Source organism: Planktothrix sp. PLAVEN19ND (genome assembly GCF_057220675.1).
The window spans coordinates 4,115,386-4,131,564 of sequence record NZ_CM170132.1; the positions used below are offsets into that span (position 1 = coordinate 4,115,386).

Genomic DNA, 16,179 nt, shown 5'->3' on the forward strand with positions numbered 1-16,179 from the left:
GATACTAACTATTTTTTCTGGTGTGGACTGTTTATTTCCTGCGGTTCAAAAGCTCCCCTATTTACAAAATGTTTGCTTAAAGATGTTTGATTAATCGTTCTCATAAAGACTTTGGTGGTATTAAGTAACCACTTTGAACAAAATAATCAAAGTAAGTTTTTAATAAGGAGTTGTCTATGGGCGGAAAATTAAAGTCAGTTTCTTTCAATCCCATTAGGGTATTTTGACAGTCAAATTGGGGCGGATTCCCTCGTTCTACATGATCATCAGAGAAGTTACTAAGGACTGGTGCTAAGACATTATCTTGATTTATTTTACAGTGTTCTGCTAAATGCGATCGCCATTTTTCAAAAGATACTGACTCTAAAGGATAACCCATTTCCCGAATGGAATTAAATAAATTATTATTGGGGGTGGGATGGGAATTTAGCAGATGAAATGCTTTCCCTAAAGAGGTTTCTTGATGGGCTAAATGCACAATCGCCGCACTAACATAATCCACCGGAGTTAGGTCTTCACTACTATCCCCAAAATCGGGAACCATTCCTAATTGAATACAGCCTTTAATCATACGACAAAATAAATCTTGAGTGTTACAAATCCCCGTTTTACTATCACCAATAATACGAGAAGCTCTAAAAATTGTAATGGGTAAACCCCGTTGACGTGCTGCTAAAATTAATTTTTCTGCTACCCATTTACTTTGGGTATAGCCGGCATTGAGTCCATGATTGATACCCAGGGGATCGGATTCTTGGATGACATGACCTTGAGCATAGGTCGAGGAAAAAACAGAAATAGTCGAGATAAAATGGACGGGTTTAGTTTTATTTAAACAGGCGAGTCTGAGGATTTCTTCTGTGCCGAAAACGTTGGCAGGTTTGAGAATAGAATAGGGATATAAAGCATTGACCCAAGCCCCATTATGATAAATAATATCAATTTTTTCTGCTAGTTCTAAAAAATCCGGCTCACACAATCCTAAATATTTTTGGGATAAGTCACCGATGACAGGAATAATGCGCTGACTTTGATTTTCATTGCCCAATTGAAAGGTTTTCAATTTATCGTTGATTTTAGCTTGGGCTGCCTCTAAATGATGACTACGAATTAGACAATAAATATTTGCTTCAGTTTTTTCTAATAGTTTTGCTAGTAAATGAATACCGAGAAAACCAGTCACTCCCGTTAGCAAAATATTAACAGGATGGGCAGTAAATTGATGATCCTGGTTCGGCGGTTGAATGGCATCATCTAAAATAATTTCTGTTTGCCAATTGGGAGTTTGAGCGGTGTCAAAATCATCGGGTAAAGTTTGAGCTAGGTGATTATCTAAATTGGTGGCTAATCCGGCGATCGTTGGTTCAGCAAAAAGATAATTTAAGGGGATATTAATTGATAATTTTTCCCGCAATCGAGAGATAACCTGAACTGCTTTTAAGGAATGTCCTCCTAGGTCAAAAAAGTTCTCAGAAATACTAATTGTCGTTAAGCCTAAAACCTCTTGCCAAATATCAGTGACGATTTTTTCCGTAGGGGTGCGGGGCATAATTAAGGTTTGATTTTGATCATTTTTTATCGGTATTGGTAAAGCATGACGATCAATTTTCCCACTACTCATTAGGGGCAATTCTTTAAGCTCTACAAAAAAGGAAGGAATCATATAATTCGGTAACTTTTCTTTCAAAAAACCTCGCAATTTTGGAATTTCTATAGATGGCAATTCCGGTACAATATAAGCAACTAATTGTTTTTGATTAGGTTCATCTTCTCTGACAATAACGGCGTTGGCTTGTATGCCAGGGTATTCTGCTAAGACGGCTTCAATTTCCCCGATTTCAATGCGAAAACCGCGAATTTTGACTTGATGATCAATTCTTCCTAAAAATTCAATATTGCCATCGGGCTGATAACGGGCTAAATCTCCTGTTTTATATAAACGCAGGGTTTGAGACCCATTAAAGGCATGGGTAATAAATTTTTCAGTCGTTAAATCCTCTCGATTGAGATAGCCTTGGGCTAATCCTAACCCCCCAATTAATAATTCTCCTGGAATTCCAATAGGAAGTTGTTGCAGATGGCGATCGCAGATATAAACTTGGGTATTATTGATGGGTTTACCAATGGAAACAGAATGAATTTGAGTCTTTTGATTCTTCAAGTTAGGGTTAAATAAAGTAGTAGTAATTGTTGCTTCTGTCGGGCCGTAAGCATTCAGCCAAATTAGGTCATCTCGTTGATGATTAGCGACTATTTTTTGCCAAAGGGTTAATCGTTCTGATAACACTTCTTCACTTCCAGTAATCACTAAACGTAAGGATTTTGCTAGGGGTATGTTACTGTGGAACAAATCTAAAACCCATTCGTGCCAATAGGTCGCGGGAAGATTAATAATTGTTAATTGTTTTTGCTGAATAAATTGGGTAAAATCCCTAAAAGTTGGAAAGAATATTTGAGGTCGCAGGATTAATGTTGCACCGCTTAAAAGTGTGGGAAAAATTTCTTCGGCGGCAACATCAAAGGTAAAAGTAGCGAATTGTAAAACCCGATCCTGTTCGGTTAAATTGTAGGCTTTAATTATTGCTAAATTGTGATTGACTAAACTTTGATGTTCAATCATTACTCCTTTGGGATTTCCTGTCGAACCTGATGTATAAATCAGATAAGCTAAATCCTTGGGGGTGATGGAGTTGGCTAAATTTTCTGGGTTGTAGGTGGCAATTGCCTGGGCTTCTGTGTCGAGACAAACAACTTTAGCTTGATGGTTACTGACTAAATTCTTGAGGCTATTTTGAGTGATTAATACCCCTACCTGGGCATCATTTAAAATAAATTCTAACCGCTCTTGGGGATAATCTTCTCCTAAAATAAGATAGGCTCCACCCGCTTTCAAAATGGCTAATAGGGCGATGATGATAGAGGGCGATCGCTCTAAATAAATACCCACTAAAGAACCTGGTTTAAATCCTTGGGATTGTAGATAATTAGCGAGTTGATTGGCGCGTTCATTTAAGGTTTGATAGGTTATTTTTTCTGTGTCACTTTCTAGGGCGATTGCCAGGGGGGTTTTAAAAACCTGATTTTCCCATAATTCCTGAATACAAATGTTGGGTTTTTCCGGTGTATTAGTATTGTTCCATTGGTTAAATAATTGAGATTCTGCATCGCTAACCAGGGGTAATAATTCAATCTGTTGCTTTGGATTAATAACGATACCTGCTAATAAAGTTTGAAAGTGATTAATTAAACGCTCAATGGTATCTTGATTGAATAAAGCACAATTATAATCAAAGGAACCCACTAAACCTTCGGTAGTTTCCTGCATGGCTAGGGTTAAATCAAATTGAGCAATTAGGGCATTGAGGGGAACAGGTGTTAATTGTAAATCGGCGATCGCAAAATTATCTATATGTAGTTTATCTTCCCAGGAAAACATGACTTGAAATAGCGGACTATAGCTAATATTTCGCTCAGGATTAACGATTTCTACCACTTTCTCTAGGGGCAAATCTTGATGCTCATAGGCCTCTAAAACCACTTGTTTAACTTGGGCAAGCAGGGCTTGAAAAGAAAGATTTTCAGTGAAATGACTCCGAATCACTAAAGTATTAATAAAACAGCCAATTAACGGTTCAATTTCAGGAAATTGCCTGTTACCCGAAGGAATACCAATCACAATATCTTCTTGACGACTATAGCGATATAGCAAAACACTAAAGGCCGCTAATAAAGTCATATTGAGAGTAGTAGCCGAGTTTTGACTTAATGTTTTAAGTTGTTGACTTAATTCGGCATTGAGTTTAAATTTACAACTATCACCCTTAAAACTTTTTAAGGGAGGACGAGGAGAATCCCAAGGGAGTTCTAATAGGGGAGGAATACCCGCCAATTGTTGTTGCCAATAAGTGGTTTGCTGGATTAATTTATCTCCTTGTAGTTGCTGCCTTTGCCATACAGTAAAATCCCCATATTGGATCGGTAAATCGGGTAAAGGATTAGCTTCTTGTTTCAGCAAGGCTTGATATAAACTAGAAAGTTCTTGTAATAAAACTTTCATTGACCAACCATCAAAAACAGAATGATGTAAACTGAGAAATAAAATATGAGATTCTTCGCTCAATTTGACTACTAAGGTTCGCATTAAGGGAGCTTGAGTTAGGTCAAATGGCGTATAAATTTCTTGCTGGGTTAATCGATTGACTTCTTCGGTTTGTTGGCTTAAAGATAAAGATTCTAAATGAATTAAGGGTAAATTTAATGAAATTTTTGGACTAATAATTTGTTGGGGAATTTCATCTACTTCTTGAAAACTGGTACGCAAGACATCATGGCGTTGGACAATACTTTCTAGGGATTTTCTTAATATTTCAACTTCTAAATTGCCTTTTATTTGAAGACGAAAAGGCATATTATAGGTATAGCCTTGATTTTCTAATTGATAAAGAAACCACAATCTTTCCTGGGAAAATGAGAGGGGGAGTGGCTGAGAAATATCTCTTAGGGGGATAGTGTGGGCTTTTAATCCAATCCCTTTTTTTTGCAGTAAAAGTCTCAGTAGTTTTTGTTTATCTTGAAAGTTATTAGTCATAATCAATAGCTATAGCAATCCTATTTGAGTTGTGTTCAAAATTCTTGAGCAAGGAAAGGGGAACAGGCTACAGGGGTAATACTTCTTAAACCATTCGTTTTCTAATGTTAAGCAGATGCTAAATGGCTGTATAGCCTCCGTCTACCATTAAAATTGCTCCTGTCACATAGGAAGATGCGTCGGAAGCTAAAAATATGACAGGGCCAATTAATTCTGATAATTCACCGGTGCGTTTCATGGGAATTCTGGTATAAAGTTCATTCATTTCATCGGGCGTTGAACGCAAACCTTCTGTTCCTGCCATCATATTATTCATATAACCAGGGGCAAAAACATTAACGCGAATGTCTTGCTTTCCTAATTCTACAGCCATCGTTCTTGCAAGTTGATTAACGCCCCCTTTAGCGGCGGTATAGGCCCCGGATGATTTGGGAACAGCGACGATACTAGCAATAGAAGAATTCATAATAATTGAGCCTTTTTTACCCTGTTTAACCATTTGTTTTGCTGCCAATTGAGCGCAATTAAAATAGCCTTTTAAGTCAACATTAATCACAGAATCCCATTCTGATTCATCTAATTCATCGGTGGTTTTGAGAATTTCAATCCCGGCATTACAGACCATAATATCGAGTTGACCATAATGGGCGATCGCCTGTTCAATTAAATTCAGACAATCTTGACGATTACAAACATCGGTGTAAATTGCCACCGCTTCCCCCCCTGCTTGTTGAATCAGTTTAGCGGTTTGTTCAGCCTCTGTTTGATTTATATCGGCAATCACAACCTTAGCCCCGGCTTGAGCTAAACCCTGGGCGATAACTTTACCAATACCTCTAGCGGCTCCGGTAATGATGGCAACTTTAGCTGTTAAATCGAAAAGATGATTGTTCATTGTTTTTAATGAGATTGGGGGATACTTTTTTTAAAACCTTAATCACAAGGGTATTGCTTAATCCTGGGATAATAAGGTTTTGACTTCTTCAGGAGACATTTTAGCAATTTCTTGAACTGTAATGGCAATTTCGTTCAGCAAATTTTCGTCTCCCACCGATTGACTCATTTCTTTTACTAATTGGGCGATTGTTGGATGATTAAAGAGTTGACGCACAGAAACTTCTAATTCTAAGGTTTGCCGAATTTTACTAATCAGTTGAATTGCTTTTAAAGAATGTCCCCCTAAAATGAAGAAATCATCCTCAATCCCGACTTTTTCTACCCCTAAAATTTCAGCCCAAATTTCCGTCATGACTTCTTCAATGGGACTCCGAGGTGCGGTGTAAGTTTGTGTTAATAAAACTTGATTTTGATCAACTATGGGTAAGGCTTGACGATCTACTTTGCCATTAGGACTTAGCTGAAAAGATGCCATCGGCACGAAAGCAGACGGAATCATATATTCGGGTAGCCATTGCCCTAAAAACCGACGTAATTCGGCAATATTAATAGTTATTCCTGGGCGGTGAATAAAATAAGCAACTAGATATTTTTCCCGAGCCGTTTCACCTTGAACTGTCGCCACTCCCTGAACAATTTGGGGATATTGATTTAAGATAGCCTCCACTTCTCCTAATTCAATTCGATAACCTCTAACTTTGACCACATCATCTATTCTACCTAAATATTCCAGATCACCATTGGGTAAATAACGGGCTAAATCGCCAGTTTTATACAGAAAAGAATTTTCCTGAAAAGGGTTAGGAATAAATTTTTCCTGGGTTAATTCAGGATTATTAAAATAACCCCGAGCTAACCCACCGCCAGCGACATATAATTCACCGATAATGCCAATGGGAACGGGTTGCAGATAGGAGTTTAAAAGATAAACTTTAACGTTGATAGCGGGCTTCCCAATCGGTACATATTGAGGCCAATAATCCGGTTGTTGATCAAACGGATAACTGGTGACTAAATCCGCTTCTGTGGGGCCATAAAAATTATACAGGGTACACTTTTTAAGTTGCTTAAATAAAGCTATCATGGATGGGGTAATTTGTAGTTGTTCTCCGGCGGAAATAATTTCACAGAAGTTAGCAAATACCTGGGGTTGTTCGCTATAGGTTTCGATGAGTTGTTGTAATAAAGTAACGGGTAAAATTGCTTTGTGGATAGGGTTATTAGCGAGTAAATCAGTGAGTTTTACCAGATCGAGTCGGGACTCATTAGGAGTAATAAATAGGGTTCCCCCTAAACACCAAGCTGCAAACATTTCATGGTAACTCACATCAAAATTAAAAGGAGCAAATTGCAAGAAGTTCCTCGCTGGTGACATTTTAGCCCGATGATGTTCAATCAGATTAGTGAGGGATTGATGGGGGATCATAATTCCTTTGGGAACCCCTGTAGATCCAGAACTATAAATGATATAGGCTAAATCGGTTAACTCCTTATGAATATCAAGATTGGTCTGGGATTCCAAGCTAATTTCTGGCCATTCTTGATCGAGTAAAATAACTTGTTTAATATTTTGGGGGGTTAATAAAGATTGACAATCTTTTTGAGTTAATAAGAAGTTCAGTTGGGTATCTTGTAGAATATAATTGAGTCTCTCCGGGGGATAGCTGGGGTCTAAGGGTACACAAACTCCGCCAACTTTCAACACAGCTAAAATGGCGATCGCTACCTCAATAGAACGTTCTAAACTAATACCGACTAAACTTTGGGGGGCTATCCCTTTTTTTTGTAAGTAATTCGCGAGTTGATTAGCCTGTTGATTTAATTCTTCATAGGTTAATTTTTGGTTCTGAAAAACTGCGGCTAAAGTATCAGGAGTTTTGATAACTTGTTGTTCAAATAATTGCTGAACACAGGCTTGTAGAGGATTTTCAGGAGTTGTTTGATTCCAGTCAACTAACAATAATTGACGTTCTGTTGGCGTTAAAATGGGTAATTCCTGAATCATCGCCTGGGGATGATTAGCCATTCCTTGTAATAGGGTTTGAAAATGACCGATCATCCGCTCAATCACCTGATCTTCAAAACGTTCTTGAGGATAGATAATTTTGCCCGTTAATGTCTCACCTGGGGTAACAATTAAGGTTAAAGGATAATCAGCATGGCCATTATCTCGCATTTCACCTAATTGCAATCCATGAATAGACTGTTGCTGGACATCACTAAAGGGTAAGTTTTCAAAAACTACAAAACTTTCAAACACCGATTTAGGCGCGGGAATTTCGCTCCATTTTTGAATATCTACTAGGGGACTGTAGGCATAGTTATCCCGTTCTAAATGTTCTTTTTGTAACTGTTGTAACCAGGGAATTAACCTGATTTTAGGATCAATTTTAACTCGCACTGGTAAGGTATTTATAAATATTCCTACCATTAAATCAATGCCTTTAAAACTGGGGGGACGACCGGAAACAGTCGCGCCAAAAACCACATCTAACTCGCTACTATAATGGTGTAATAGTAAGGCCCAAGCAGCTTGAATAAAGATGGAAAGGGTCAGATGATTTTCTTTAGCTAGTTGTTTAAGGGTGATCGTGATTTCCCTAGATAGTTGAAATTCTTGATTGGTATAGGTTTTACCCTGAGAAACTAGATTATTAACGGGTTTATCTACGGTTAAGGGAGTGGGTGAAGTAAATCCTTGAAGATTTTGTCGCCAAAAGTTTTCTGCTTGGGTTTGATCTTGCCGTTGTATCCAATTAATATAATCTTGATAGGGACGAGGTGCGGGCAGAATTACGGGCTGATTTTGAATGATTCCAGTATAAAACTCTAAGGCTTCTTTTAAGGCGATCGCGATTCCCCAACCATCGGATAAAATATGATGACCTGTATTTATAAATTCGTATTTTTGATCTTCTAAGCGAATTAATGCAAATCGGATTAAGGGAACTTTATCCAGTTCAAAATATTTATCCTGATCTGCTTTTAAAAAATCATGAAGTTGTTTTTTCTGTTCGATGGGAGAGAGCGATCGCCAATCATAATTAACCCAGGGTATGGTAACTTTTTTTCTCACAATTTGCAGAGGTTGTTTGGATTTTTTCCAGGCAAAGCAAGTGCGAAAAATGCCATGACGGTCAACAACTTGCTGCCAAGCTAATTCAAAAGCTTTAGGATCAAGATTGCCGGATAAGGTGATTAAAATTTGCGATAAATAAACCTTAGATTCGGAATTATATAAGGTATGAAAAAGCATCCCCAACTGCATCGGAGAAAGGGGATAGATAGACTCAATATCTTTTTTATTAAAACTGGATTTTTCAGAAGCCACAATTTTTTTCCTTATAAAAATAAATTAAATTAATTACTAAAAAGCTGAAGCAGATATTCCCCCGTCCACAGGAATCGTTATACCCGTCATGTAACTAGCGCATTCTGAGGCTAAAAAAACCGCCAAATTAGCTAATTCTTCACTGCGACCAATGCGATTCATCGGAATACTTTTAATTATTTCCTGCCTGATTATGTCGGGGGTAGTACCTTCTTTTTCAGCATAAACCTGGAGATATTCTCGATGTCTTGGCGTATCAATAATTCCGGGATTAATACTATTAATTAAAACACAAGAGGTGGCTGATTGTCTAGCAACGGATTTCGTAAAATTCATTAATGCGGCATTGACTACCCCAGACTTGACTAAACGAGGTGAAGGTTCTTTCCCTGAAGTCCCAATAATATTGATAATTCGTCCCCATTGTTGCTGTTTCATGGTCGGCAATACTAAATTAGTTAAGCGAATATAACCCATTAATTTACCTTGAAAAACCGTTAACCAGTCTTCATCAGAAAGGTTTTCAATTAAATTTTCTGTAAAATTTGCCCCTTCAGAATTATTCACTAAAATGTCGATTTTACCATATTTTTTCAAGGATTCTTGAACAAGTTGCTCTGAATCCTCGGCTTGATGAACGTCGGCGGATAAACTGAGAACTTGCTGTAAGGGATAGGCTTGAATCAGGGACTGATAAGCTACTTGAAGTTGTTGGGAATTGCGACCACAAATAATTAGATTACACCCTTCTTTCGCCAATTTTTCAGCAATAGTAAAACCAATACCCGCACTACTACCCGTTACCAAAGCAACTTTGTTTTTTAATCCCAAATCCATAAAATTTATCCTTATTTTTAACACTAGGGAACAGGGAACAGGGAACAGGGAACATTAGGTTATGACCCTTGTTACTTGAATTTACAAGAGGTTTATTAAATCAAAATCTTGATCAAATAAATTTCCTGATTCGATAAATTATTGCCTTGGTGTAAAACTTGTGATGGAGCATAATAAATTTGACCCTGATTTAAGTATTGTTCTTCATTTTCTATGGTTATTTGTAGTTCCCCATTCAGAATAAAACCTATTTCTCCTTGCTCTGATTGATGGGAAGGAATAGGACAACCCGCAGGAATTTTAATCATAGAAATTTTAAACCAAGTCCCCGTAACTGACTGACAGGGCAAATTGGTGATGGTATCTTCGTCGGGGAGAAGTTTTAAGATTGATGTTTCTGAATCATCAGTGATTCGTTTTATGTCAAAGACTGTAGTCATTTGAGGGAAAGGATTAGACGCTCCATGCAGAAGGTTAGACTCAGCAACATAGACATGAGACAACGGTTGCATCAAGGTTTTATTGCCATTGAGATCCATGACTAAACTACCATTTAAAATCATTCCTAACTGGCTTTCTCTATGTTGATGAGATTCTAATTGGGCGTTAGGTTCAACTGATGCAAATTGAAAAATAGTATCCTGACAGTTAAAAACTTTTAATTCTATGCCTGAACCCAGTTGAACTAATTCATAATTAGGGAAAAATTGAGACATGATTTTTGTAATATAATTTAAAGAGTTGCTTAGGTTGAAAATGGAAAAATTTAATTCTTTTTAATCAATCAAAAATAGAGCAAAAATATCAATAGGTTTTCCATCCTATAACAAAGATTTCTCTTGAGAAATACTATTTTTTTTCTTATGAAATAAAGACCAACTCATTTCTATTTCCCCGTATTGAGAAATAAATTCTAAATCATTATCTCGCAGGGCATTTTCATTCGTAATAGCCAAATCAGCCAATCCTTGCTTTACTTGAATTGCTGCCGCGCTGGTGGAATTAACTAACTCGACTTTAATGTTATTTTGGTCTAAATAATCTGGCAATAAATAGGGTAGTAAAGGCAAGGGAGCAGGATGGGTGACTAGAGTACAATCATCAGAAACTAATTCTACATTTTTGCGTTTGGCTAACCCATAAACCGGGGTAGGATAAATAAAAATGAAACCTAATTGAAAACTTGGTTCCATATAAAAATCATTAATTTTTTCATAGGCATGGGGAACTAATGCTAAGTCTATTTCTTCGTCAAGTAGGGATTGCTTTAGTTCTGTAAAAGTATCAAATAAATGGATGATGACAGAAATTTTTTCGGCTCGCCATTGGGTGACAAGATAATGTAAAGTTTGTTCACTGCTAGTGTCTTTTGGCCCTAAAGTGCCAACCCTTAACGTTGTGTTATGAGTTGCAGAACAATAAAATTCCATTGAGAACTCTAGCATACTTTTAACCCTCCAGAGGTTTTAAGAGCGGATAAGTTAACATTACTGTGTGCTTAAACCAATGATTAATTATTAAGCAAGAACTTAATAAATTTCCATCTGTGATCAAAACAAAATCTGCTGTAATTACTCTAATTCTAACAGCAATTCGTCTAGTTCTGTTTGATTAAGATCGGCATCGGGAAAATCCGAGGGAGTATAACCTCCTTCTGCCGATAGACAATGATTAATCAGGGCTTCTAAAGATTTTTGATAAGTATGAGCTAAATTTTCTATCGTTGTTTTTTGATGAAAATTTTTACTATATTGCCATTCTATTTCTAGCTTACCTGAGACAATAAGGCTATTAATCTCAATTAAATGGGAACGTCGGCCCAAAGGACTATTAATAGAACGGCTCGACTCTTTAGAAAATTGCCAGCCCACCTCAGCTATTTGATCCCCCGTAAATTGCCCTAAATAATTAAAGCTAACTTCGGGTTTCGGAGCGTTGCGTAAATGGGATTGAATGGTTAAATCTGAGTTGAGATAATAGCCAATCCCATAATCAACTCCTCGACGGGGAATTTGTCGCAATTGCTCTTTAACTGACTTGAGAGATTCACCTGGATGGTTAATCGTTTCTAGGGTCAGATAAACGGGAAAAATACTGGTGAACCAGCCTACCGTCCGCGACAGATTTAAAGAGTTGATTAAATTTTCCCTGCCATGACCTTCTATGTCAAGCAAAAGAGCCGGAAAATTTGTCCACTTGGCAAAGGCTTGTATTAAAGCAGTTAGTAATACATCATTTATTTGGGTGTTATAGGCTTGGGGAACATCCTGTAATAGCGCCCGAGTTTGATTTTCTGTTAAGCAAAAAGAAAGAGTTTTAGCACTGGCCACGGTATTCGCGGTGACGTCCGCTTGATAATCGCAGGGAAGGGAGGACAGAGCAGAAAAATCCTGGGTTAACCAATAGTCTAAGAATGTCTTAAGTTCGGGGCTTTGAGCATAGATTTGGAGTTCTTGAGCCCAATCTTTAAAAGAGCTAGTTTTAGGGGGAAATTGGGGAGTTTGACCTTTTTCTAACTGTTGATAGACGGTGGCTAAATCTTCGAGAAGAATCCGCCAAGAAACACCATCTACGGCTAAATGATGGATAACGATTGATAATTTTAGAGAGTTAGCTAATTGGCAATAAACAACGGCAACTAAGGGGCCTTTTTCTAAATTAAATGATCTTTGTTGCTTGTCTATTATTGTGGTTAAAGTTGTGAGTTGTTCCTGGTCAGATAAACAAGATAAATCTATAACTTCAAAGGTAAAAGAATGCCAATCATCACTATTATATTGTTGCCATTTGCCGTCTTGTTTTATAAAACGTAAACGTAGGGCGTCATGGTGATAAAGTAACTGTGCAATAGCCGTTTTTAATAAATCAGGTTTTAGATTAGTGCCAACCTCCAACAACATCGCTTGATTAAAGTGATGGGGTTCGGGTAAATTTTGCTCAAAAAACCACTGTTGAATGGGAGTTAGGGGAACATTACCTATAACTAAACCCTGGATAGTTTCAGTCAGGGGAGCCCTTTCGGTTACGGTGGCTAATTGACTAATCGTTTGATGACTAAATAACTGAGTTGGAGTCATTTTTAACCCCGCTTGATTGGCTTTAGCAATAATTTGAATTGCCAAAATTGAATCCCCACCCAATTCAAAAAAATTGTCATTAATGCTAACTTGTTTAAGCCCTAAAACCGTTTGCCAAATATCAGCTAAGGTTTTTTCAATCTCTGTGCTGGGCATAACCAGGTTAGGGGTATTATCTAACAGAATTTCTGGTTTTGGGAGGGCGCGACGATCAATTTTGCCATTAGTCGTGAGGGGAAATGCCTCTAAAAAAATTAAGAACGCTGGAACCATATAATGGGGCAACTTGTCTTGCAAAAATAGACGCAATTCGCCGGAGGTTAATTCTGAGGTTTCAGGAATAATATAGGCAGATAAACGCTTGGTTCCTCCTTCATCTTCCCTGACCATCACAATTCCTTTTCGCACTTGAGGATGGTCAGTAATAACCGCTTCTATTTCTCCTAACTCAATTCTAAAACCCCTAATTTTTACTTGATCATCAATCCGACCGATAAATTCAATTTGTCCCTGGTTTTGGTAACGAACTAAATCCCCAGTTTTATATAATTTAGAATTTTGATTCTCAAAGGGATGAGGAATAAATCTTTCTTGAGTTAACTCCAAACGATTCAGATAGCCTCGCGCTAACCCCGCCCCTCCCAGGTATAACTCTCCCGGCACACCAATCGGCACAGGTTGCAGGTTTTTGTCTAGCAAATAGATTTGTGTATTAGAAATGGGTTGACCAATCGGAATGGTGATCGCCTTAGCGGGTAAGTCTTCCACTAAATACCAAGACGAAAATGTGGTATTTTCCGTTGGCCCATAAACATGAAGCAATTTTTCCGGCGCACCTTTATCTAGTACCTCTTGTACCCATTTCGGATCAACTGCTTCTCCGCCAAAAAGTAGGTATCGCAACTCACTAAAAGCCTGGGGGACTAAACTGGCTAACTGATTGAATAAGGCTGTAGTTAAAAATAAGACACTGATCTGGTTTTCCTTGAGACTGAGGGCGAATTCTTGGGGCGAAAGTAATAGGGATTTGGTTAAAATTACTATCTTAGCTCCATTCAGCAAGGCTCCCCAAATTTCAAAGGTGGCTGCATCAAAAGCGATATTGGATGCTTGAACAATCCGGTCATCCGAGGTCAACTGGATATAATTGGTATTTAAGACCAGTCGATTCACTGCTTGATGATTGACGACAACTCCTTTGGGAATTCCCGTAGAACCCGAGGTATAAATTATGTAGGCTAGATTCTCCGCAGAAACCGCACCATTAAGATTATCTTGACTTTCTTGGTTAATAGTCTCCCAATCTTTATCTAAACAGACGATACGGGCTTGATGGGTTGGAAAAGAGGCGATGAAAGACTCCTTAGTTAACAGGACTTTAACTTGAGTATCGGTAAGCATAAAGCTTAGGCGTTCTTGGGGATAATCTGGATCGAGAGGTACATAGGCTCCACCTGCTTTGAGAATGCCCAATAATCCCACAATCATTTCTAAAGAACGTTCTACACAAATACCGACTAAGCTGTCAGTTTCTACTCCTAAAGATTTCAGGTAATGGGCTAATTGATTAGCTTTTTGATTTAACTGTTGATAGGTAAGAGATTCCTGTTCATAAATAATGGCGATCGCATCGGGATTTTTGGCAACTTGTTCTTCAAATAATTGGTGAATACACTGATCACGGGGATAGGGGCTTTCGGTTTGATTCCAGTCTATTAACAGTTGCTGTTTTTCTGCTTCTGTCAATAGCAGTAATTCCCCGACTCGTTGCTGAGGATTGGTGACAATACCCTTTAATAATGTTTGAAAATGACCCACCAGACGAGTTATTCTTTCGGGGGTAAAAAGATCACTACTATATTCCCAAAAACCCTCTAAATAATTTCCTGTTTCGGTTTCGGTTTCTTCTAAAACGAGACTGAGATCAAATTTTACCCTGACGTTTTCTACGGCTAGGGATGTCGCCTTGAGACCAGGTAAGTTTAAGTCTCCTAAAGGGGCATTTTGTAAGGCAAACATTACCTGAAATAGAGGATTATAACTTAAACTCCGCTCTATTTGTAAAACATCTACAACCTGTTCAAAGGGAACATCCTGGTTGGCGTAGGCTCCTAAAACACTCTGGCGAACCTGTTGTAATAATTCCCAAAAGGTAGGATTGCTTTGCAGGGAATTTCGCATCACTAAAGTATTGACAAAAAAGCCCATTAGAGGTTCAATTTCTTGGCGATTACGGTTAGCAACAGGTGTGCCAATCAGAATATCTTCTTGATGACTATAACGAAATAGTAAGGTCGTGAAAGCAGCCAGCAAAGTCATAAACAGAGTCACACCCGATCTTTGACTAAGGGTTTTAAGTTTATCGGTGAGATCGGGGTCAATTTGAAAGCTCAGGGTATGGCCTTGAAAGGTCGGAATAGAAGGTCGGGGTTGATCGGTGGGAAGTTCTAATAAAGGCGGAGCATCGGCTAATTGTTTTTGCCAATAATTAAGTTGATTTTCTAGGATTTCTCCTTGTAACCATTGTCGTTGCCAGACAGCAAAATCCGCATATTGAATAGGTAGTTGAGGTAAATTTACAGGGGTTTTTGACAGGAAAGATTGATAAAAATAAGATAATTCTTTAAAGAATATTCCTTTTGACCAACCATCAATAATAATATGATGAATAACTGGCACTAAAATATAAGATTCTTGACTTAAATCTAAGAGGGTAAATCGCACTAAGGGAGCTTGGGTTAAGTCAAAGGGTTTTTGCAGTTCTTGAGTAATAATTTCTTCTATTTGATTGCTGGGTAAATCTTGTAAATCAACAACAAGTAAGTTAATCTGAAGGGAAGGTAAAATTTTCTGGATGGGTTTACCGTCAATCATCGGAAAAGTTGTCCGCAGAATTTCGTGGCGTTCAATAATGGCGTTAAGACTTTGTTCTAAAACTTCAATATTAAGATTACCCGTTAGACGGATAGTTGGACTTTCATTGTAAGAAGGATTTTGACTATCCATCTGATGGAGAAACCACATTCTTTGTTGAGCAAAAGAGAGGGGTAAATCTCCATCCCTGCCAACAGGAGTAATAGCCAATTCACTGGCATGAGCAGATATTTTTGCTATTTTTAAAAAAGCAATAATTTCTGTCTTTCTGTTTCCAATTTCTTGCTTAATTTCGGCGGTCATCACTCCCGGAGGAGCTTGATATTTTAACTTTTCTGCTTCTAGCCAAAGTTTGATTTCTAAATTATTTAAGTAGGATAAAAATTCTACTATTTTCATATTTGTTGTCTCCTAAAACAGTTGTTTAATTGGGTATAACTGGTTGATCTTCAGAATGTCGAGTTGTTTGTATAGTAATCCCAAATAGGTTGTAACATTTTATCGTAGGGGTTGGGAGGGACGCCACCCCCACAGGTTTTGATCACTTTGCACTGGGTGAACCGGACTAGGTGAAC

Annotated in this window: 7 protein-coding genes; all 7 read right to left on the minus strand. The window is 37.9% G+C overall.

All coding sequences use genetic code 11. The features are described from left to right. Nucleotides 1-100: 100 nt before the first annotated feature. The 7 genes from AC2D3N_RS17600 to AC2D3N_RS17630 all read right to left on the minus strand — a co-directional run bounded on the left by AC2D3N_RS17600 (nt 101) and on the right by AC2D3N_RS17630 (nt 16,003). Nucleotides 101-4,588, minus strand: coding sequence for a non-ribosomal peptide synthetase family protein (locus AC2D3N_RS17600; protein WP_484691647.1), 4,488 nt, complete (start codon nt 4,586-4,588; stop codon nt 101-103). Between the two features lie 118 nt (nt 4,589-4,706). Further along, nucleotides 4,707-5,483: an SDR family NAD(P)-dependent oxidoreductase gene (locus tag AC2D3N_RS17605; protein ID WP_079681020.1), complete on the minus strand. Its 777-nt coding sequence runs from the start codon at nt 5,481-5,483 to the stop codon at nt 4,707-4,709. Nucleotides 5,484-5,540: 57 nt separating this feature from the next. After that, entirely contained in the window at nt 5,541-8,816 is a 3,276-nt protein-coding gene (locus AC2D3N_RS17610; RefSeq protein ID WP_484691648.1) for an amino acid adenylation domain-containing protein, read from the minus strand. A gap of 36 nt (nt 8,817-8,852) precedes the next feature. Then, nucleotides 8,853-9,653 carry an SDR family oxidoreductase gene (locus AC2D3N_RS17615; RefSeq protein ID WP_484691649.1) on the minus strand — a complete coding sequence of 267 codons (801 nt, stop codon included), beginning with the start codon at nt 9,651-9,653 and terminating at the stop codon, nt 8,853-8,855. 95 nt (nt 9,654-9,748) lie between these two features. Continuing rightward, entirely contained in the window at nt 9,749-10,369 is a 621-nt protein-coding gene (locus AC2D3N_RS17620) for a cupin domain-containing protein (RefSeq protein ID WP_484691650.1), read from the minus strand. 105 nt (nt 10,370-10,474) lie between these two features. Further along, entirely contained in the window at nt 10,475-11,098 is a 624-nt protein-coding gene (locus AC2D3N_RS17625) for a type 2 periplasmic-binding domain-containing protein (RefSeq protein ID WP_079681016.1), read from the minus strand. A 126-nt stretch (nt 11,099-11,224) separates the two neighbouring features. Next, nucleotides 11,225-16,003: an amino acid adenylation domain-containing protein gene (locus AC2D3N_RS17630; protein ID WP_484691651.1), complete on the minus strand. Its 4,779-nt coding sequence runs from the start codon at nt 16,001-16,003 to the stop codon at nt 11,225-11,227. Nucleotides 16,004-16,179: the final 176 nt, after the last annotated feature.